General features: G+C 48.1%; 21 protein-coding genes. 2 read left to right on the forward strand and 19 right to left on the reverse strand.

Annotated features, from left to right (window positions below; genetic code table 11):
• Window positions 1–3: 3 nt before the first annotated feature.
• From P364_RS0123850 to P364_RS0123860, 3 genes are all read right to left on the reverse strand, one after another.
• Entirely contained in the window at window positions 4–747 is a 744-nt protein-coding gene (locus P364_RS0123850) for an amino acid ABC transporter permease (RefSeq protein ID WP_024632563.1), read from the reverse strand.
• Window positions 748–773: 26 nt separating this feature from the next.
• Complete coding sequence (locus tag P364_RS0123855; protein ID WP_029881249.1) at window positions 774–1613, reverse strand: transporter substrate-binding domain-containing protein; 840 nt, start codon at window positions 1611–1613, stop codon at window positions 774–776.
• 293 nt (window positions 1614–1906) lie between these two features.
• Window positions 1907–2236 (reverse strand): hypothetical protein, encoded by a 330-nt coding sequence (locus tag P364_RS0123860; protein ID WP_024632565.1) that lies wholly within the window; start codon window positions 2234–2236, stop codon window positions 1907–1909.
• Window positions 2237–2501: 265 nt separating this feature from the next.
• On the opposite strand from P364_RS0123860, the gene P364_RS0123865 reads away from it, so the two are divergent.
• Complete coding sequence (locus P364_RS0123865) at window positions 2502–3038, forward strand: GNAT family N-acetyltransferase (RefSeq protein WP_024632566.1); 537 nt, start codon at window positions 2502–2504, stop codon at window positions 3036–3038.
• A 142-nt stretch (window positions 3039–3180) separates the two neighbouring features.
• Here the strand turns inward: P364_RS0123865 and modB are convergent, their stop codons facing one another.
• Together modB and modA are read right to left on the reverse strand one after the other, a co-directional pair.
• Window positions 3181–3864: a molybdate ABC transporter permease subunit gene (gene modB, locus P364_RS0123870; RefSeq protein ID WP_024632567.1), complete on the reverse strand. Its 684-nt coding sequence runs from the start codon at window positions 3862–3864 to the stop codon at window positions 3181–3183.
• Window positions 3861–4733 (reverse strand): molybdate ABC transporter substrate-binding protein, encoded by an 873-nt coding sequence (modA, locus tag P364_RS0123875; protein ID WP_024632568.1) that lies wholly within the window; start codon window positions 4731–4733, stop codon window positions 3861–3863. Before modA ends, modB begins: the two co-directional genes overlap by 4 nt.
• Window positions 4734–5064: 331 nt before the next feature.
• Here modA and P364_RS0123885 point away from each other — a divergent pair, with 331 nt between their 5' ends.
• Complete coding sequence (locus tag P364_RS0123885) at window positions 5065–6123, forward strand: substrate-binding domain-containing protein (RefSeq protein ID WP_024632569.1); 1059 nt, start codon at window positions 5065–5067, stop codon at window positions 6121–6123.
• A 134-nt stretch (window positions 6124–6257) separates the two neighbouring features.
• Here P364_RS0123885 and folE2 read toward each other — a convergent pair whose 3' ends face one another.
• The 14 genes from folE2 to P364_RS0123960 all read right to left on the reverse strand — a co-directional run bounded on the left by folE2 (window position 6258) and on the right by P364_RS0123960 (window position 21206).
• Window positions 6258–7202 carry a GTP cyclohydrolase FolE2 gene (gene folE2 / locus P364_RS0123890; protein ID WP_024632570.1) on the reverse strand — a complete coding sequence of 315 codons (945 nt, stop codon included), beginning with the start codon at window positions 7200–7202 and terminating at the stop codon, window positions 6258–6260.
• Window positions 7203–7250: 48 nt separating this feature from the next.
• On the reverse strand, window positions 7251–7583 hold the full coding sequence (locus P364_RS0123895; protein ID WP_024632571.1) for a DUF3024 domain-containing protein: 333 nt from the start codon (window positions 7581–7583) through the stop codon (window positions 7251–7253).
• A 26-nt stretch (window positions 7584–7609) separates the two neighbouring features.
• Complete coding sequence (locus P364_RS37430) at window positions 7610–9280, reverse strand: nucleoside recognition domain-containing protein (protein WP_024632572.1); 1671 nt, start codon at window positions 9278–9280, stop codon at window positions 7610–7612.
• On the reverse strand, window positions 9274–10410 hold the full coding sequence (locus tag P364_RS0123905; RefSeq protein WP_024632573.1) for an NAD(P)/FAD-dependent oxidoreductase: 1137 nt from the start codon (window positions 10408–10410) through the stop codon (window positions 9274–9276). The genes P364_RS37430 and P364_RS0123905 overlap by 7 nt, the downstream gene beginning before the upstream one ends.
• Window positions 10411–10415: 5 nt before the next feature.
• Complete coding sequence (gene rpsN, locus P364_RS0123910; protein ID WP_024632574.1) at window positions 10416–10685, reverse strand: 30S ribosomal protein S14; 270 nt, start codon at window positions 10683–10685, stop codon at window positions 10416–10418.
• 26 nt (window positions 10686–10711) lie between these two features.
• Window positions 10712–11908, reverse strand: coding sequence for a GTP-binding protein (locus P364_RS0123915; RefSeq protein WP_024632575.1), 1197 nt, complete (start codon window positions 11906–11908; stop codon window positions 10712–10714).
• Window positions 11909–12333: 425 nt separating this feature from the next.
• On the reverse strand, window positions 12334–13560 hold the full coding sequence (cntE, locus tag P364_RS0123925) for a staphylopine family metallophore export MFS transporter CntE (RefSeq protein WP_024632576.1): 1227 nt from the start codon (window positions 13558–13560) through the stop codon (window positions 12334–12336).
• A gap of 26 nt (window positions 13561–13586) precedes the next feature.
• Window positions 13587–14780, reverse strand: coding sequence for a staphylopine family metallophore export MFS transporter CntE (gene cntE / locus P364_RS0123930; protein ID WP_024632577.1), 1194 nt, complete (start codon window positions 14778–14780; stop codon window positions 13587–13589).
• Window positions 14777–15541 carry an ABC transporter ATP-binding protein gene (locus tag P364_RS0123935; RefSeq protein WP_024632578.1) on the reverse strand — a complete coding sequence of 255 codons (765 nt, stop codon included), beginning with the start codon at window positions 15539–15541 and terminating at the stop codon, window positions 14777–14779. Before P364_RS0123935 ends, cntE (P364_RS0123930) begins: the two co-directional genes overlap by 4 nt.
• Complete coding sequence (cntD, locus tag P364_RS0123940; RefSeq protein WP_024632579.1) at window positions 15507–16352, reverse strand: staphylopine uptake ABC transporter ATP-binding protein CntD; 846 nt, start codon at window positions 16350–16352, stop codon at window positions 15507–15509. The genes P364_RS0123935 and cntD overlap by 35 nt, the downstream gene beginning before the upstream one ends.
• Window positions 16333–17220 (reverse strand): staphylopine uptake ABC transporter permease subunit CntC, encoded by an 888-nt coding sequence (gene cntC, locus P364_RS0123945; RefSeq protein WP_024632580.1) that lies wholly within the window; start codon window positions 17218–17220, stop codon window positions 16333–16335. Before cntC ends, cntD begins: the two co-directional genes overlap by 20 nt.
• Window positions 17220–18152, reverse strand: a complete 933-nt coding sequence (opp1B, locus tag P364_RS0123950; RefSeq protein ID WP_024632581.1) for a nickel/cobalt ABC transporter permease — start codon at window positions 18150–18152, stop codon at window positions 17220–17222. Before opp1B ends, cntC begins: the two co-directional genes overlap by 1 nt.
• Before the next feature lie 13 nt (window positions 18153–18165).
• Window positions 18166–19788: a staphylopine-dependent metal ABC transporter substrate-binding lipoprotein gene (gene cntA / locus P364_RS0123955; protein ID WP_024632582.1), complete on the reverse strand. Its 1623-nt coding sequence runs from the start codon at window positions 19786–19788 to the stop codon at window positions 18166–18168.
• Window positions 19789–19904: 116 nt separating this feature from the next.
• Window positions 19905–21206, reverse strand: coding sequence for an opine metallophore biosynthesis dehydrogenase (locus P364_RS0123960; RefSeq protein WP_024632583.1), 1302 nt, complete (start codon window positions 21204–21206; stop codon window positions 19905–19907).
• Between the last annotated feature and the right edge of the window lie 15 nt (window positions 21207–21221).

Raw genomic sequence — 21221 nt, forward strand, 5'->3', positions numbered from 1 at the left:
CGCTCACCCCGCTATTCGTTTCAGGCGTTCAGCTCTTACCGCTGGCCCACGGACTTCTTTTTTGCGTTCGTGACGCTGGAGTCTGCGTTCTGCGAGCGCAAACCCTTTTTCAAGTACAAACACGATAACATAGTAGACGATCGATAGACTAATATACACTTCAAGTGCATGCGATGTAGCCGAGATCAGCGTTTGCCCCCTGCCCACCATATCCATGACCCCAATGGAAAAAGCCAGAGACGTATCCTTTAACGAACCAATCAACGTATTCGCCATATTCGGAAAAGCAACAATGAGCGCCTGCGGTACCACAATGCGTCGAAATGACTGAAACGTAGTCAAGCCCGCAGCATATGCTGCTTCCGTCTGGCCCTTGTCCACACTGCGTACAGCTCCGCGAAAGATTTCCGCAAAGGACGCTGCATCACTGAGCGCATAAGTCACGATGACAAATACCAGCGGATCAGTTCTGGACAAATCCACACCTATAGGCTTGAGCAATTCGGGTAATCCGTAATAGACCAGAAACAACTTGATGAGAATCGGTGTGCCCCGCATAAAAGAGATGTACAGGGTCGCGAGCTGGCTCAGCACCGGAATCCGGTATAATCTCGGAACCGCCAGAAGCACACCGCCCACCAGACCGAGCACAATGGAACCACCCAGTACAATCAGTGTAATATGCAAATATCGCAGCAGTTCGGGGACAAAATCCAGAACCAATGACAGATCGAATGATTTACCCATAACCGTCGCTCACCTTTCTCAACGAACTATTCCTCAACTGTGTAATCGGCTCCCAGCCACTCTGTGCTCAATTTGCTTAATGTGCCATCTTCCTTGATTGATTTGAGCGCTTCATCAATTTTTGTTTTGAGCTCCTGCTCATCCTTATTCAGAATAAAATAGACTTTGGAATTGGACAGCGCTTCACCAACCGTTTTCAATTGGGCATCCACCACTTTATTTTGATAATCGATGGCAAACTGTGTACTGATGGTTGCATCCACCCGGCCTGTTTTGATCTGGGTATTCGTATCTTCCCCTGCTCCGGAATACACAATGTCAATGGCTTTGCCATTCGCTGCATTCCATTTTTCAGCCAATACAGCTGCATTACTTGTTGCACCAACAATCAGCTTCTTCCCTTTCAGATCCTCGATGGATTTTACATCCTGGTTTTTCTCGCTGACAACAATTTTATTAGGAAAAATATTATACGCCTCGTCATTGAAGAGGAACTTGGCCTGCCGCTCTTCATTCACTTCCATCTGGTGAGCGATCAGGTCTATTTTCTTCGTTTCAAGACTGAGCAGCAGATTTTTGAATTCCATCGTACTGAACTCAAATTCATATTCAGGCAATCGTTTATCAATCTCGCGAATCAGCTCTACATCGTATCCGGTCAGCTTGCCATTCTCATCAATAAAGCAAACATTCGGGAATTGTGTGCCTGTACCCACGATAATCTTCTTCACTTTATCTTGACCGGACGCAGCTGCGGTATCCGATTCATTCGCTGCATTGCCTGAGCTGCAACCCGCCAGTACCGCCAACATCGTAATGAACAGCAATGCTGTCCGGAATTTCCGAATCCCCCATTGATTAACCATTCCCGATCTCCTCCACAGGCTGTCATTTCAGCCAATATGATGTGTACTCCCATTCCTCATCTTCAATTTAACTAACCATTCACACTTGTATAGTCGGAATTAGGTTGAACAAAGAATAGCACCCTATGTCATATCCAGGCAATATATATGTTAATAGGACATCCTGATAACGTTATAGAACTTCTCTATGCTTCACCCGCGATATGATCTAAAAGTAAAGCAAAAGAAGCGATCCACCAACCAGGTTGGGGATCGCTTCTTCAATTCCAGATCACTTCATTTCAAATACGCATCTATCTGCGACTGGCCCATTTAATTTTACGAGCCACTTCTATACGCTGCAGTTGCAACAATCCGATTCGTTCTTCAAACTTCTTGCGTTCATCCGTTGAATGGGCCGCGTGAATCTGGTGGCAGAGACCTGTCAGTTTACTGTTGATATAGTCAAATCTCATCCATAATTCTTCTTCAGGTGTGCGCTGCTCCGCTTCCGGCTGAAATATTTTGAGCTGGTGGATAAGGGACTGCTGCCATTCCTGATCCTCGATTTGGATGGCAAAATGCAAAAGATCCAGATAGTCGTCAATTTGCAACGATATACCGCAATCAGATTTCGTATTCATTAGTCGTCTCTCCTTATTTCAGTTCTTGGCTGGAATCAGTCATTTCTATTTTACAGGATGGAGCATGCTTTAGGCGAGTCCTGAAACGAGTAAAATTGGAAAAAATTTTGTCATTTTTACATATAGAAGCTTTCGATGAACTTATAGACAGATCTGATTCGAGAATTATATTCCAACCATCAATTTCATGATAAAATAACACCAAAATATTAAACCAACTTAACAGGTTGGAATAGATGATTTCCATAGAAGGGATTGATCGACCATGACCGAACAATACCGATTGGCTACGCTTGAAGATGCCGAACAATTGCAGGCGGTTACCGTGGATGCCTATGAGACGATTCGGGCCCTGAACATTCCTTTTCCAGCCGGACACGCTACACTGGAAGTCATCCAGAATAATATTGTACAGCATGAATGCTATATTCTTGAAAAAGGGGGAGAGATCATTGCCACGGTTACCCTTGACCGAGCAGAAGATCCACAGCGGCAAGCCATCAGCCCTTTTCCCTTCATCCGCTGGTTCGCGGTAAGTCCAGCGCACAAAAGCCAGGGTTATGGCTCCAAGCTGCTCGATTGGGTGGAGCAGCATATCATTCTGCAAAAGCTTGATGCTCCTGCCGTATTTCTGGCAACGGCGACCCGCCATCCCTGGCTTGCACCCATGTATGAACGGCGGGGATACGAAACTTTTCACATCAAAACGGTACAGACACCTGAACGGCTGGAAGAGATTGTATTTATGATCAAAACACTGGACCCTTCCCGGTTTAAGACCCCTTCTGTACAAACCGGATAAGCAAAGAACAGCTTGGTTGAGTGCAAACATACATGATATCTGAATATACCAGCCTGTGCAAATGAAAACCCGCTCTGAGGAAAGATTCCTTGAGCGGGTTTTTGAATGGTCATTCCTGTCTTAATCACATTGACTGCTCAAATCATTCCTTGCCGTCACGCGGCTGTCTGGTTAAGAGCAGCATGATAAACGAAATGATAATAATGGAGCCTGTCCAGGCCCAGGCCATCGTCTGATTGCCCGAATCGACAGCAACATAGATCGCAGTGGGTACGGTTTGCGTTTTGCCCGGAATATTACCTGCAATCATGAGCGTAGCTCCGAATTCCCCCAGTGCACGAGCGAAACCCAGGATGAAAGCCGTCATCAATGCTCTCCCTGCAAGCGGAAGCGAGATATAACGGAATACCTGCCATTCATTCGCTCCTATGGAGCGGCCTGCATCTTCCAGATCCCGATCAATCCCGCTAAATCCGGATTTCATCGTCTGATATACCAATGGGAAAGCAACCACCACAGAGGTAATCACGGCAGCCCACCAGGAGAAAATGACAGGCGCGGAGAATATCGCTTCGATCCACTGTCCCAGCAGACTCTTACGACCCAATAACACGAGTAATATAAATCCGACAACGGTCGGCGGAAGCACGAGCGGAAGCATAAATGCCGTTTCCAGAAAAATTTTCCCACGGAACGTAGTAAGCGACATCTTCCAGGCCACAGCGATACCCGCCACCGCTGCGATTACGCTGGACAGCAGGGCAACCTGAAGGGAAAGACGAACCGGTGGCCAGAATACCGCCCAGTCTATTGCGCTCACATTCATTCCGGAATAGAGAATCCGTATTTGGCAAATACATCGAGCACTTCAGGGGTTTGCAAATACGTGTAGAATTGTTCCGCTTCTGTCCGGTGTTTCGTACCTTCAATAATCCCTACTGGATAATTGGCAGGTGTATAGCTGTTCTTGTCCACTTCAAATGCAATTTTCACCTGATCCGAAGTGAGCGCGTCCGTTTTGTACACAAAACCCGCATCCGCATTGCCTGTCTCTACATATTGCAGAACCTGTCTGACATCCTTGCCCTGCACAAGCTTGCCTTCCAGCTGATCCCATAGTTTGGCATTGGTCAGTGCTTCCTTGGCGTAGGTTCCTGCAGGTACACTATCAGGTATACCAATTGCGACTGTCTTGATGGAATCGGCCGTCAGATCCTTCTCACTTGTTACGGTATTCGAGCTATCCGCTGGAATAATGGCTACCAATGAATTTTGCAGCAAATTCTTCTGATCACCGGATGCAATTAATTTCTCATCCACGAGCGCGTTCATATTTTTGGTCGCAGCCGATACAAAAACATCTGCTGGCGCACCTTGTTCAATCTGCTGTTGCAATGCACCTGATGCGCCAAAGTTGAAGTTAAGCTCCACATTGGGATTCGCGACTTCAAAATTCGTTTCAATCTCCTTCATGGCATCCGTCAAACTGGCTGCTGCCGAGATCGTCAATTCCACTGTTTCCTGCGGCTCGGTACTTTCAGTTGATGTACCCTCGCCTGATGCTGCTGGAGTTGACCCTGTTTGTTGTGTTGCTGTGGATGTATCTGTACTCTCCGTGCTTGCCCCACAACCGGCCAATACGAGAGCCAGTCCAAGTGACATACTCCCCAACACATATCCAATACTCTTTTTCATCTACTTCTCCCCCGATGTTATGTTTAGTTATAACTAGATATAATTAATTATATTTCATTATACATAAGATCATTGAAATAGGAAGGTCGTCTTTGACGAACCCGTTGAAGAGCAAGCCATATATAGCTGAATTCCGGTGGGTGAGTTTATACCCTCTGGCTGTTAATGGTATAGTACAAGAGACCACAGCGTTTATCTGTAATAAAGGGATTAAAGAAATCTGGGGATAACAGCGATCGGAAGATTGTTCTGTCATCGAAGTGCCAATGTAAATATTCATTAGTTGAGGTTATATAGTTATGATCTGCACCTTGAAGGAGGATCTTCACTGATGACGGAGGAGCAATCCTATACCACCGAAGAAATATCCAAGCTGCTCAAAATATCCAAACTGACGGTCTACGATCTGATCAAAAAGGGAGACCTCGTCGCTTATCGCGTCGGCAAACAAATGCGTGTTGACGCCACCGATCTGGAAGCGTATAAACAGCGCTCCAAGCAGCTGCAATCGCCAGCACACCGGGCCGCTGTGGATTCGGGTCAACCTCTTGAATCTGATTACGCGACGGGAACCAATCTATCTAATTCTGCCGTTCACTCCGCTGCAAATGTTTCTTCTCCATCCAGAGGCACATTCGCCGCTTCATCTTCCATGACGGGCAACACTTCGTCAGCCCATTCGACTCGCCATCTGGTCATTACTGGACAGGATGTGAGCCTCGATATTCTCATGCGGTATATGGAGAAACAAACACAGGATATTCGACCACTGCGTTCCTTCATGGGCAGTCTGGACGGCTTGATCTCCATGTACCGCGGAGAGTCTGATCTGGTCAGTACCCATCTGCTCGACGGAGATACAGGAGAATATAATCTGCCTTATATACGCAAAATCCTGATTGGCTGGTCGTATGTCGTCGTCAATCTGCTGACACGACATGCCGGGCTGTACGTCCAACGCGGTAACCCGCGCGGCTTGCAGAACTGGACCGATTTGAAGCAGCCTGAGCTGAGATTGGCGAACCGGGAGAAAGGTTCGGGTGCACGTGTACTCCTGGATGAACAATTACGTCTGCATGGTATCCCTGCTTCTCATCTGATCGGGTATGACGTGGAAGAAACCAGTCATATGGGCGTAGCCGCCAAGGTCAGTTCCGGCGAAGCCGATGTCGGAATCGGCAGCGAGAAGGCTGCACGACTTGTCGGTCAGGTTGATTTCATTCCACTTGTCCAGGAACGTTATGACCTGGTGATGCTGAAGAAACCGGGAAACGAAGCGTGGACCGAATCGGTATTACGTATTCTTCAATCAACGGAGTTCCGGCATGAACTGCAATCGTTTGAGGGATATGATGTATCCCGAACAGGTGAAATTTTATACGAGGTTTAGCGCGATTATACCTGGATTTCTCATGGGAAATTAGGAAGTACAGAAAAAACAAAAGAAACGCCTCTGATCTCTCTGACGGCGTTTCTTTTGTTTTCTTTCATATATAAAATGAATTCTGTAGCCATCAGGCATTGCTATCTCGACTTATCATATACGATGCGGGCCACCGCATCATGCTGATGGATGGACTCTTCATTCCTGCAATCCACCTTAAATTTGCGTACCCAATGCTTCTCATACAGATCTGCCGCCACCAGCCTGACGATATCTTCCACAAACCGCGGGTTCTCATATGCACGTTCCGTGACCCGTTTCTCATCAGGTCTTTTGAGAACGGGATATAGGCAGCTGCTTGCATTGGTTTCGGCCACATTCAGCAGCTCTTCCTTCCAATAGCCCGGCAAGGCTTCTCCCGGGTCGCCCTGCACCTGGATACGCAGTAAACCTCGCTGATTGTGCGCACTATATTCGCTGATTTCTTTCGAGCAAGGACATAACGTCGTGATCTGTATATGTAAACCCGTTCTTAGAACGGGGGATTTGCCAGCTTCCCAGAGGACATGAACCGTAGCCAAAGAATGATTTAGTCCAGACATACCGGTTACGGGCGCGGATCGCTCGTAGAACCAGGGATAGGTTACTTTCAGCTCTGCCTTCGGTTGATTCATCTGTTCGGCCATCTGTTGTGTCAGCGCAATCAGATCCGGAATCCGGTCACTCAATCCTTCATTGCGACTTTTCTGAAGCTGCTCCATCAAGCGGCTCATGTTAATGCCTTTGGATTCTCGATCCAGCGAAGTCGTCAGCCGGAACGTTCCAATGCTGGACAATTTCTCAGGATCTTTGGCCGAAATGACATCCAGAGGATACTTCACCTGATCAATACCGACTTGTTGCAGCTCAAACAGAAAATCATTTTTGCTGTTCTGCAAATCCTGCATATCTTCTTTTCGCACAGGCTTATCTCCCTGTATCGGGTCAACAGAGCCGAATAACCGCAAGCGCTCGGCTTTGTCCGGCATGATCAAAGCATCGCTCGACACTCGGTTACTCCTGTTAACCAGCTGTTCCTTTTGCATTTTTCAAATCCCTCCCTCCATCACATATTTCCGTTATCCGCTGCACCTTCAGCGCCAGAACAAACCTGCCTCGTCCCGCTCAACCTGCTCCAGGACAACTTCAAAATCAGGACAAGGCTCAATGACGTCGACCACATTCCAGCTACTGTGATCACCTTTCGCATATACCTTCCACTGATTCGCTTCCCAGTAAAATCGGGCAATGGGCAGCTTGTCCCACTGATAGCGTTCCTCAGCAGGCCTTTCCTCGGTCAAAATCAGTTCATTGTTATTCAACTCATACGTTAATTTCACCATTGTTCGCAGGGGAGCCGGCACCTTCTCGTGAATATAACCGTCCAGCACCGACTGAATTCTCCGAATGGTAAACGAGTCCAGCATGGTGATCCCCCCTTTCCTCTACATCGTTACGCCATCCAGTTCCACACCCATGCAAGTACAAATGCACTGCACAGTGATGTTAGCAGCTGTCTGCCTGTCAGTTGTGCAGCAATGGCTGCTCCCAATTCCTTACGTACGGTCCACATGGTCACCAGACATGCCGTTAACGTGGAAGCCAGATACACCAGGATAAATAACTGGCCACCGCTCAAGTCTGCAATAAAGGAACCCTGATCCTGATTCAGTACCAACAACCCGTCTTTTCTCAAAATGGAAAATAAAATGCCGCCCGCGGCATCGCCCGGCAGATGAAAGATTGCGAGCAGCGGCGTAAGCGTTCGGGTCAGAACAGACAAGACTCCTGTCTGCTCCAGAAGTGAGGCTACCACACAAATACCGATGAAAATGGGCATTGCCTGTATCAGGAACTGTTTCATCACGGATCTTACGCGCCAGCTTACGGAACGCCATGAAGGCTTTTGCAGAAATGTCCGGTTCGCATGTAACGGGAGCATATCATCCATCCGATTTCGATTCCACAGACGGGTATGAAGTGCGCCCACAAGGACCAGGACAAGCATATAAGGAAAAAACAGCCACGGCTTGCCACCGGAACTGAATATCGATAGAGAAGCCCCAATCTGGTAGCTGCACGCCGAAGCGAAGGAGATCATTGAAACACAGGCCTTTCGTGTGCAGGAACTGCATGTACGACTCTGGAACACAGCCACAACATTGCAGCCAAAACCGCTGAGGACCGGAATCAGATCCTTACCGTTCAGGCCGATTTTGCGCATCCACCCATCCAGCGAGTCGGTAATGCGATCCTTCAGTCCGCTCTCCTCCGTCACCGCCACACTGACGCCAATCAGGAATACGACCGGAAAAGCCCAGATAAAGGAATACAAGCCCAGACTGATCATGCCGTAATCTCCGAGCATCATCGCTTGTAGCGGGTTCCATAATCCCACAGTCATTCGATCGAGTGGTTCAAGAATCCAGACATCCGCAAGTGGTTGTACCCAGCCGGAGAACAGATAAGCCACATATACCGGAACTGCAAATAATAAGATGAGTGCTGTCAAAGCCGCAAAACGCCCCCAAACCGTGTGTTCAAACATCGTTGTTTGCGGTTCGATCACAGGGGAGGCAGGCGGTGATTCCAACTGTAGATGCCTCTTCATCGGTCTGGCGGCAACGATCGCGCGACATAACAGGCCTTGGGCGTTCCCGTCCATTTCCCTTGTATTGAAGGGCAGGACGGAAATCCCCAGGCCTTTACGGTAATAGTCAACCTGAGCCGTTAAACCCGGTCCGCATTTGTCGGCAAACGTAAGCACCAGTACAGCATTTTTGCCTGTGACATCCAGCATGCCGAGCAGTAAAGGCAGCTCCTGCACGACATCTGTGCCGCGTACCACCATGACAACCGTATCACCTGCTGCGAGTTGTTTTAGGGTCAGCATGGTCGTGACACTGTCATCCTTCAACCGGATTCCAGGCGTATCGACCAGCTCAAGCTGCTGTTCAGGCAGTTCTGCCCTGCGTACAGTCACCGTGGAGCCTCGAACATTGGATTCTTCGCCTGTATCTCTGCCCGTGAGGCCCCGAAACAGAGCCGATTTACCTGCAGATTCGAAACCGACCAGCACCACTTGACGAAGTTCCTCCGGCTGTTCCAGAACCGAATTCAGCATGTGCAATCTTCACCACAGCAAGACAGATCATCAAGAAACATGCCTTCTTTGCGATAGGTTTCCAGCGGAGTCAGATTGAGCCCGAGTCTCTCACCCATGGCCCCGGCCACAACTGCAAAGCGCTGTCTGAATTTATAAATGAAACAAAATTGGAGGTGCGCATGCATGACCTGTGGTCCGGTAATGAATAGCCCAGGGGCAATCGTCGATTCATCCGCTGCTCCTAATTGCAGCTGTCCCTCCTTGTTGCGCTCGACCAGGTTCTCAATCAGGTGTAGACTGCTGCGGAACCCCGTCGCCAGAACAGGAGCCTCAGCCGTCTTAAGCAAGTGTGATTCCCCGGAATCATTCTCGCAATAGAGGACATAACCGCCCGGTTCATCCGGTTCGATCCACTTGACCTCATAGCCTTGCATCATTCGTATCCGCTGATCCATCATCGCCGTGCGCAGACGATCCTTCGTATAGGGGCTCAGCTCCACACTTGGATCACTGCTGCCCTTGGCAAGCCCGCGTCCGTTCCGATCGATTACCGTTACGTTTTTCCCCAGTTTACTCAGGTGAATGGCTGCATCCACGCCGCTCTCATAGCCGCCAACGATGACACATTCCTCTCCCTGAACTGCCGTCCAGCTGGAAAACAAACTGCTGTGCATACCATATTCGGCACCAGGGAACGGGTCCAGTCTCGGGTACTGGAATTCACCGGCTGCCCAGACGACAAAGCGCGTGCGCAGTTGTCCATTGGATGTCACAACCCGAAAGCCATTCTCTTCCGGAATCACTTCCGAAACGTCTACACCCGTCTGCACAGGCAATTTCTTAAACTGGCTCACCACCTGCAAATAATTCGCATACTCCATCCCTGTCGGATGTTCTGTTCCCAACGTATACGCTGGAGACGTATGCAGAGCCACGGCGTTCAGATCCATCATGCCATAGGCGTTGCTTGTAAACGAAGGGGTGATCAGACGCATTTCCTCCGGCCACGCAAGAAAAGTGGCCCCCACTTCATTCCGTTCCAGCACGGTAAAGCGGGACAGCCCCAGATCCTGCAGGACAGAGGCCATGCCGATTCCGGCTGGCCCCCCTCCAACAATCACGCAATCATAATCAAAAAGATCATTCATGCGTCTTACCAGCTGGACTTCGTGACGCCCGGAATTTGCCCTTGATGAGCCAGCTCACGGAACGCGATCCGTGATACCTTGAACTTGCGCAAATACCCTCTCGGGCGGCCCGTCAGTTCACAGCGATTTTTCAATCGGGTCGGTGAAGCGTTGCGCGGCAATTTCTGCAGCGCTTCATAGTCACCCTTTTCTTTCAGCTCACGACGCAGCTCCGCATATTTGGCGACGATGGCCTGACGTTGTTTTTCGCGTACTACTTTTGATTTCTTAGCCATGGATTACAGCTCCTTAATGATTTAATTTATACAATTTCAACGGGCCAAGGCAGCGGATTGTCGAAATGGCCCCAGTCGGCCTTCATCTCCTCATCGCTGAGCAGGCATTGGTCCAGTTCTTCTTCAATGATGGCGCGCTCCATTTCAATCCCGATCATGACAAGCTCAGTCTGGCGGTCTCCCCACTGTGCATCCCACTTCTCCAGCACATCAGGCTCCGTACGCAAAATTTCTTCCTTGTCCGCTTCCGGCAACGCCGCAACCCAATGTCCGGCAGGACCAAACTGAATGGATGAACCCGCCTGACTCAGGCTTGCAGCCACATCCCCTTCAGCAGCCAGCCATACCAAGCCTTTGGCTCGCACCACTTCTTCGGGCCAATAGCTCATGAATTCAGCCAGACGAGAAGGATGGAATGGTTTTCTCCGACGGTACACGAAGGAACCAATACCGTATTCCTCCGTCTCGGGTGTATGTGATTCTTTCTCCAGCTCTTGAATCCATCCGGCGGACATGCTTGCTTTCTCGAAGTCGAAGAGACCTGTATTCAAAATTTCAGACGGGTTGACCTGTCCGTTCATGGTCCGAATCATTTTGGCGTTGGGCTGAAGCTTGCGAATGATACCTTCAAGCTTGTTCAGCTCCACGTCTTCGACCAGATCACACTTGTTAAGCAACAGCACATCGCAGGTCTCAATCTGGTCAATCAGCAGGTCCACCACGTCACGGGTATCTTCGTCCCCTGTAGCCTGATTCCGATCCAGAAGGCTCTGTCCTGAAGCAAAATCCTGCCAGAAACGATTCGCATCCACGACCGTTACCAAACAATCCAGCTTCGCCAGACTTGTCAGATCGATACCCGACTCCTCGTCGGCATATGTAAAGGTCTGCGCTACCGGAACAGGTTCACTGATTCCTGTCGATTCAATCAGGATATAATCAAACCTGCCTTCATTCACCAGTTTTTCAATCTCCTGCATCAGATCATCCCGCAGCGTGCAGCAGATGCAACCATTGGACAGCTCCACCAGCTTTTCTTCAGTGCGCGATAATGTCGCTTCCCCTTTTACTAGTGCAGCATCAATGTTTACTTCACTCATGTCATTGACGATGACGGCGACCTTGAGCCCCTGCCGATTGTGCAGCACGTGATTCAGAACCGTCGTTTTACCCGAGCCAAGGTAACCGCTAAGAACAGTTACCGGAACTTGCTTTTGTGTCATGTGTATCTACTCCTTATGGTTGTGGTCATATGCCTCTGACCTTAATAGTAATTATTACGATTAACAACAATGACTATAATCCTGTTGAACGATGTTGTCAAATCATTTTTGTTTTTCTCGTGCGAGGTGGCCGCTTTGGTCACGGATCGTCTTCCGATCGCTGTTGTCTCCAAATTTCCTTAATTTAGTCTATCAAAGGTTAGAAATTCGGAGACAGCGTATGCTTTCGAAGCAGCTTTCTTACAGAAAGCTTTCAGGCGAACGCTACCGCTTCTTCAGATCGATTCCGTCCCCTCCGCTACTGCCGCAAACCCCCGCCAAAAAAAGGCCTATGACCTGCCTCCTGTAGCTTTGCATCATAACGATACGTCTCCAGAAAAGTCAGTCCATACGCCTTTAACTTTTTTCTTATAGATGCCATACAATCAGGCCGTCACCACAGGTTTAACCCTATTGCCTGCTTCCATTCGTTGCCTGTAGGCCACAACCAGAATCATGGCTGCAACGGATAGCAGCGTACAGATCGTAAACATGGTGGAATATGAGCTTATTTGTACAATCAGTCCCATCGCAAGACCGCCCAGGGAGAACCCCAGATCATACGAGGACATGAAAATACCCATGAGCACATATCTGGAATCGGCAGGCAGCACAAATGACAAATAGGTGGTTAATGTCGGGTACAGCAATGCTACGGCAAAACCGCTGAACACCGCGGACAGGTACACTAATAAACCAACCGTCTCCAACATTGCGAGCAACTGGGATCCCAGTGCTGCACACAGCAGCAGCCCCGCCATCAGCCACGTATTCCAGCTGCCGTCGGAAGGGATTTTTTTGCGCAAAATGAATCTGCACAGAATGACCACCAGCCCCTGGATCGTTAAGAACACCCCTGCACTCGCCATTCCGGTCGATACCATATACAACGGAAGAAAGGTCGCCGTGGCTCCAAATACACAGGAAGCAAACAGCATGACCACACTGCTAATCAGCAGTGGTGTGCTGCGCCAGATGCCGCCGAATGATCGCATCATATCACCCAGCGTATACGATTTATTCCGCACCGTGCTTTGGGGCAGATCCACGTTATAGCCAATCAAGAGTGGAAAAGCTGCCAAACCGATCATCAGCAAAGTAAACCAGATATCGCTGGCATTTTCCCAGATTTGGATGGCGAGTATGGGAATGACCAAGGATGGAACCATCGTGAAAAGAGTATACATGGACAGTCCCTGAGCCCGGTCCTTTTCCTCCAGCTTTTCCACAATGCCAGCCTGCATCGTCATGGAAAAGAACGCCGTCGCTACACCTTGCAGCGCCCGCAGCCACAAATACGTTTCCACACCAAACACAACAAATAATAATAATGTTGCGGCATGCAAAATCAACAGCCACTTCATTACACGCAGCGGACCATAACGCCCCAGAAGCTGCGCCGCAAAAGGCCGTAGAAGCATACACGTAAACATGTACGCGCCCATCATCAGACCAATCTCGGCCTGGTTCAACCCTGCTGCTTCACTCCGCAAAGGGAGAATAATCGTCAAAGCCGAATTGGCGGCAAAAAATAAAAAGGCCAACAGATAAAACCGGATAAACGAAAAGGATACCGGATTTAATGTACCGTTGGTCGTAACAGAAGACTTCAAAACATGTCCCCCACTTTCTAGTTGCGTTAACCCACAGACATATCTGTGACTGGTTTTCTTCGTTCATAGGCAAAAGCAATCATTACCGCTCCTAGGATAGCACAAATCATGTACATAAACGAATAGGAGGACAGATCAGCGATCGGTCCCATCAACACACCGCCCAGAGATACACCCAGATCTGCTGTCGCAATAAATAAACCGATCAATACATTCCGATTCAGCTGTGGCAGCACAAAGGATAAATAGGTGGTTAACGTCGGATAGAGGATGGATTGAGCAATACCCATCAAGATTGCCCCAACATACAGCAAGGCAGCCCCTCCTGTAATGGCCAGGCTGACACATTGTGCGGCAACTGCCAACAAAAACATCGTTCCCATGATAAAAGGTGCATGCCACCTGCCATCGGAAGGGATTTTTTTGCGTAACATGATCCGGGTCAACACAACAGTTCCCGCCTGAAGCATCAGATAGACACCCGCATTGCCGCTTGGCAATTGACTGGCGTAGAGGGGAATAAAAGTCGTAATTGCCCCGAACACAACGGAAGCACTTAGCATGAGTACACTACATCTAAACAAGAATCGATTTTGCACTAACTGACGAAAGGAATGAAACATGCCTACGTTCTGTTCGGACAAATTCCCAGGAGGCTGCTCCTTGCTCTTGTCCATTTTGGCCGTATATCCGAAGACGCCTGTGCAGACGGCAATACCGATCAGGACAACTGTAAAATAATCCATGCCACCTGTTTGCCAAATCCCTAACGCAAGGACAGGACCCACAATTCCGGGGATATAGCTGAATAATGAATAATAGGAAATACCCTGGGAACGTTCCTTCTCCGGCAGGGCATCAATAATGCCGATCTGCAAAGCCATCGAGAAGAATGCCGTCGATACCCCCTGTAAAATACGAGCCACCAGATAGCCCCCGAGACCCGTAAACGTGTATAAAATCAGGGCAAAACCATTGATAATCAGAATAAAACGCAGCACTTTAATCGGCCCGCGCTTTTGAATGATCCGCCCGGCCCATGGCCTGAAAAACATGGTCGTAAACATATAGGCGCCCATAATCAACCCAATGGTTGTACTGCTCGCTCCCAAGGATTCACCCTGTAAAGGAATAATCACATTAAGAATGGCGTTTGCACTAAAATACAGAAGAACCAGGATGTACAAACGCAGAAAAGGCCAAGACATCGCTCCACTCATCTTTGGTCCTCCCCCTGGAAAGTAATTAAATAGGTTAATAATTTTCTGGCATAATCAGACTGAACATCCTTCAGCTGCTTAATCGGTACCATTTCCTCAATCTGACCGTCCCTGAAAATAATAATCCTGTCACAAATATAGGCTGCCGCCTGAATATCATGCGTAATAAACACATAGCTCATCTGATAGAATTGCTTTAATTCTTTTAACAATCGCAGCACCTGAATTTGCACAGACACATCCAGCGAACTGATGGCTTCATCAAATACAATGCATCGGGGTTCTGTGGATATGGCTCTTGCGATACATACTCTTTGGGCCTCTCCACCGGACAGTTCATGTGGATATTTAAGCCTGTAGGAAGAATTCAACCCCACCTGATGCAGCAACCGATCCACCTTGCTGTGCATATCCGCTTCCACTTTTTTTTGAGCCTTCAGGGGCTCCATAATAGCTTCCTCCACCGTGAGAAATGGATTAATGGAGGACGCATAATTTTGAAATACGGCACTGATGCTGCCCATTCGCACACGGCGATTGTTCACGTTTTTTCCATCAAATAAAATACGACCGCGATCAGGCTTTTCAATGCCCAGGATCAAACGTCCCAATGTGGACTTGCCGCTTCCGCTTTCGCCGATAATGCCGAGACATTCGCCTTGGTAGCATTCAAATGCCACGTTTTTCAAAACCTGCTGCTTTTGTTTGGAGAACAATCCGCCTTGTTTATAGGATTTTTCTATCCCATCCACCTTGAGCATCTGTATCCCCTCCCTGCATCAATTTCCTGAAATGATTGCTCAGCTCCAACCGGGTGGAAACCAAATATTGAGTATAGGCATGCTTCGGCTTCGTAAAAACAGACCGAATGTCGCCGCTTTCGACAATAGCTCCGTCTTTCATAACCATCACTTCATCCCCAATTTTCTGCACCACACCGAGATCATGGGATATAAACAGCATGGAACACCCCATTCGTTCACGCAGTTGAATCAATTGTTCAACCACTTCATATTGAGAGATCGTATCCAGCGCCGTTGTCGGTTCATCCGCAATGATTAGATCCGGCTCCAACACGAGTGCCAATGCAATCATGATTCGCTGCAGCATGCCACCCGATAGCTGATGAGGATATTGATTCAGGATTTCCTGCGGATGCTTTAACATGACACTTTCCATAGCGCTAATGATCTTCCGTTCGCTCTCTCTGTTATTCCAGTCAAAATGCGTCTGGAGCGTCTCTCGAATATGGACGCCTATTACGGAAGACGGGTCAAAAGCACTCATGCCATTTTGCAGAATCATGCATATGTTTTTGCCTCTTCTTCGTCTCATTTCTTGTTCAGAAAGCTGGTTCAAGTCCTCGTCTTGGAAGAGAATCGTTCCGGATTGGCGAATCCAGGGTTTATTCAAACGCATAATGGACCTGCAGGTGACGGACTTGCCACTTCCGCTTTCCCCGACTATGGCCAGACAACTTCCTTGTTTGACCTGAAATGAACTGTTATGAATAATGACCTTGTTCGTATTGGCATCCCAGACCTTCAAATGTTTAACCTCTACTGTATTCATAAACGTTCTTTCCCACCTCTTTTTTACGAAGCTTACCTTGGGAAGTCATTAATTTGGGGTCCAAAGCGACCTGAAGTGCATCCGATAAAAAATTAAAGGCCGACACCACAATGACAATGGCTATTCCAGGTGCCAACATTAACTCCGGTCTGGAGAACATGACTTGCCTTGCCTCATTCAGCATCATCCCCCATTCGGCATGCGGAGCCTGGATTCCCAAACCCAGAAAGGAAAGCCCCGAGATCTGCAGCATCATCGAACACATAGAGCCACTCGCAATCACTGCTATATCGGCCAAGGTAACCGGAACAATATGCTTGGTGATAATGCTAAGGCTGCCAATACCAGAGGCTTTGGCAAACTTCACATACTCCATATCGGAGAACTGCATCACGGATGTCCGAATGACGCGGGCAAACCACGCCCATTTCATGACCACGAACGCTATCAGAATATGTTCAAGTCCTGCACCCAGAATACCGACTACAGCCAGTGTCATGACGTACCCCGGGAAAGACAGCATGACATCACATATTCTCATGATCCAGGCATCTGTCTTACCCTTGAAATAACCCGCGATAAATCCGACGACAGCTCCGACCAGAACAGACATCATCAAGGCAGCCAGCACCCATAGCACACTGGGACGAACACCATAAATGAGTCTGGATAACACACATCTGCCCAAATGATCATTTCCTAACCAATAACTCCAGGAGGAGGAAGCATACCGAAGTTTCATATTCACTTCCTCCGGGTCATGGGGTGCACACAACGGGGCAAATAGGCCCGCAGCCACAATAATTACAATGACAGCCAGAGATGTAATCGCAAGCTTGTCTTTGCTCAAATTTCTTAATAATCGCATCAGAGATCCTTTCTTAACCTGGGATTCATCGCCGCATTGACCACGTCAGAAATCGTATTAAACAGCACAAAGGTTACGGCCAGTATAAGAACATATGCCTGAATAATCGGGAAATCCCGGCTGAGGATCGACCTCACACTCAACCTCCCAAGTCCCGGCCACGCAAACACATTTTCAATCACGACGGTGCTTCCGAGCACGATGGGGATCGCCATACAAAATATGGATACCGCCACTTGCAGCGAATTTCGCAAAATATGCAGGGTCACCTTCCGCTCACTTAAGCCGCTTGCCCTTCCGTAGAGCACGTAATCCTCATTCATGTTGCTTAACATCGAACTCCGAACCGTTCTGAAATAAATGCCTGTATAACTCACCGTAATCACGATGACCGGCAGAATGTAGCTCTTCCATGAGTCCATCCCGCTCGTAGGCAACAAGTCCAGCTTGACGGAAAAATACAAGATCAGGATGGCTGCAAGCCAGTAGGATGGCATCGCGGTCAGGACAAACGAAACGCCTCTGACCGATTTATCGATGGCTTTCCCTTCTCTCATCGCACAGATCACACCCAGAAGAATGGACAACCCAATAATGAATATCGAGGATACCAGCGTTAATTTTAATGTGTTCAGGAAAGCCGGACCGACCAGGGACCATACCGGTTCACCGGATACATACGAGCTGCCAAAATCAAACTGCATACAGGCCATCAACCAATTCACATACTGGATGACGAACGGCTTATCGAATCCCAATGCTTCATTGGTTTGCGCAATTAATTCATCCGTAATCTGAGGAACATCCTGTGCCTGTAATACAACTACAGCAGGGTCCAGAGGCGACAAATTAATGAGTACAAACGTTATAAATGAAATAACGAACAGCAAGGGTATGGCGAGCAATATCCGTTTGACTATATAACTTCCCATATCCATCCCCGCTCTATTTAAAATTCATTTGCTCAAATGGCAATTCATATTGAGTCTGCTTGAATGAGATTCCGTCCAGATTTTTGGGAGCAACGACAGTAACCCGCCCATTGGTAATTGGAATAAACACGGCCTCATCATGAACGATTCTCATAATATCAGCGTACAGGGATTGGCGGGATGCCTCGTCTGTGGACACCATCACTTCATCAATTTTCTTGTACAGCTCATCCGCTTGGGCAAGGCCACTTGTTGTATGCTTGTAGGCAGAATCCGAAGTAAAGGCAGAGATGGTGCTCTGTGGATCGTACGCCAGTCCCCAGGTTTGGTTGAATAACAGATCATATTCCCCGGTTGCCCTTCTGTTCGCGATGGATGTGGATTCCTCTCCGACAATCTCCAATTGAATGCCCAATCCTTTTAAGGCATGCTGGATCAATTCTGCCTGTGTTTTCTGGGAAGAAGAATTGCTGTCATAATACAGGGTCATGGCTAGTTGCTGGCCGTTCTTTGTCCTCACTGCTTCCGTGTTTGACAGGGTCCAGCCTGCTTTTTCCAAAAGCTCCTTTGCCGTCTCCGGGCTATACTCCCGCTTCTTCAACTCGACATCGGCATAATTGACGTTTGATGAGAATAAGGTATCCGCTACGGTCTGTGTTCCATTGAAAATATCATTGCTAATCGTTTCCCGATCGATCGCAACCCATATCGCTTCACGAACAGCCGTCTCGTGCACAGGGTTATCCTTTTTGCTGCTATTGGCGACGATCATATTTGTATTCATCGCTTCACTTCGGACCACCTGATAATCACCCGAGTCAGCCAATTGATTCATGGCTTCAACATCTATGCTGTCCGCGCCCCGATCATCCGTGAACACAAAGTTGATTTCGCCCTTCTGTAATGCCAATAATGTCGTTTCTCCTGCTGGCAGAACCTTGGACGTAATTTTTTGAATCTCAGGTGCGCCGCCCCAGTACTCTTCATTGGCTTCAAACGTTGCACTTTCGTCGATTTTATGTCCGGTGAGCTTGTAGGGTCCGGTGCCGTCGTAGCCACTCACCCCGTCCTTTGTGCCCCCATTCTTGAAATCCTTCGGTGATATAAATACATAAGGTCTGGTCATGGACAGCTCTACCAGAGCTGGGTAATAGGGCTCGGAAAGTACCAGTTCGAATGTGTATTCATCTATGACGGTTGTACTTACGATTTTGGTGGACAGCTTGATCCAGGCATGTTTTTCGGCATTCGCCTGAACCGCATCGATATTTTGTTTGACTGCCTCGGCGTTAAACGGCTCACCATCATGGAATTTCACATCCTGTCGCAAATAGAACGTATACGTTTTCCCGTCTTCGGCAATATCCCAGGATTCCGCCAGTAATGGCTTGATTCCATCGACTGTGTTTTCAACCAAAGATTCGTAAACCATCCCTTGTGCGGGCATCGAACCTGTGTACAGATGGGGATTCATATCATTAATATCCTTGGCGGATGCATATATGAGTTCAGACTTGACTTCGCTATTCGCTGACTCTGTTTGGGTGTTGACACCCTCTTTTTGGCCGCACCCTCCGAGCACCGTAATGACAGACAATAGAAGCAATATAAAACGAAAACCACTACCCTTTTTCACAACATTTCCCCCTGATGATGAAAGATATATACAAGTAAAACCAATAACTTTACACTAGACCACTGCGCGGTCAGAACAACCTTCCGATCGCTGTTATCCCCTAGATTGAGATGTAATTAAACCTTGCTGTTCGCCAGTCCTGAGCAGATCATCCGAATATCATCATTGAAGGATTGAACGACAAAGGCATCCGACAGATTCTGATCGGGGTGAGCGCAAGCGACTTCTTGAATCTTCGCCTCATATGTGGCAATAAACGTATCAATGGTTGGGCAGCTTACCTGCAAATGTCTCGCAATGCCCTGAATGATTTTGATGCGGTAATAATCCTCCTTGGGCATTCTGGGAATGTCCAAAGCTCCATTCTGATTGATGAACATCTTCCTGAAAGGAACGGCCGAAAAGTCAAAATACTTGCCCTCCGGGCTGGGCTCCGAAAAAGGATCAATCAATAGCGAGGTGTATCGTATGTATAATAAATACTCTTGATGAAGGTCCTGCAATTGATTGAAATCCTCGATATCCTGACGCGACAAACTCTCTAATCGTACCGGATAATTATCATCCGTCATGAATTGCAGCAGATTGACACCCTGGATACGAAGTCGATCCGTAATTGTCATAATTTCATTCCACTGCGCCCGCATGTCCCGAACTAAATATTGGGTTACCGGACCTTCGGGATAGATTTTGTATACATATTTCCGAATGTCTGACGCTCCGAAAATGGCATCCAAAGAAAAGTCATTCATGAACAGCGGCGGATGCACATATAAAGAAATATTTCTCGTTTCCGCCTCGATTGCAGATGGCATGACTTCCAGTGCAATGCCCAATTGCCCGTACATCTTGCACAGTCTGTCCACATGTTCGGAAGGTGTTGAAGTAGAACCAATGTAGACCTTTTTCTTGACGCCTGTTGTAATCACATGATTGGACGGTTGGTCGTGCATCCAGCGGGTGTCCCCCAAATAGGTAGAGAAGCTGACAATTTCCGTGTCCGCATGTAGCTGTCTCACATAATGCTTTACCAGCAGGTTGGAACCAAAGGTTGGGGAGACCAAAATAATGCATTTCACTTGTTTAATGAAGTTGTCATTCATTTGTTTCAGTACATCGATGTAAGCATCGGTTGTCACGGCCAAAATGAGTGTATCCCATTCTCCTTCTATGCTCTCATATCCCATAAACACCCGGTCAATGAAGCATTCACCCGCCAACGGTCGATGCTTTTCATTTTGAATGCTTGCCCCAATGAATCCGTCCGTTTGCCGAATGGCCTCAAAAAAAGATTCTGAACGCACCGATTCTCTTCCCACGATGCCTAAGGTGCAGCTGAATTGCTTTTTGAGCGCTACCGCCAGCTGAATGGATGCCGGACCTGTTCCAAGCAACAGGATTTTCTGAAATCCGCTCATATAAGCCTCCCTTTT

Source organism: Paenibacillus sp. MAEPY2, assembly GCF_000499205.1.
GTDB classification, from domain to species: domain Bacteria; phylum Bacillota; class Bacilli; order Paenibacillales; family Paenibacillaceae; genus Paenibacillus; species Paenibacillus vandeheii.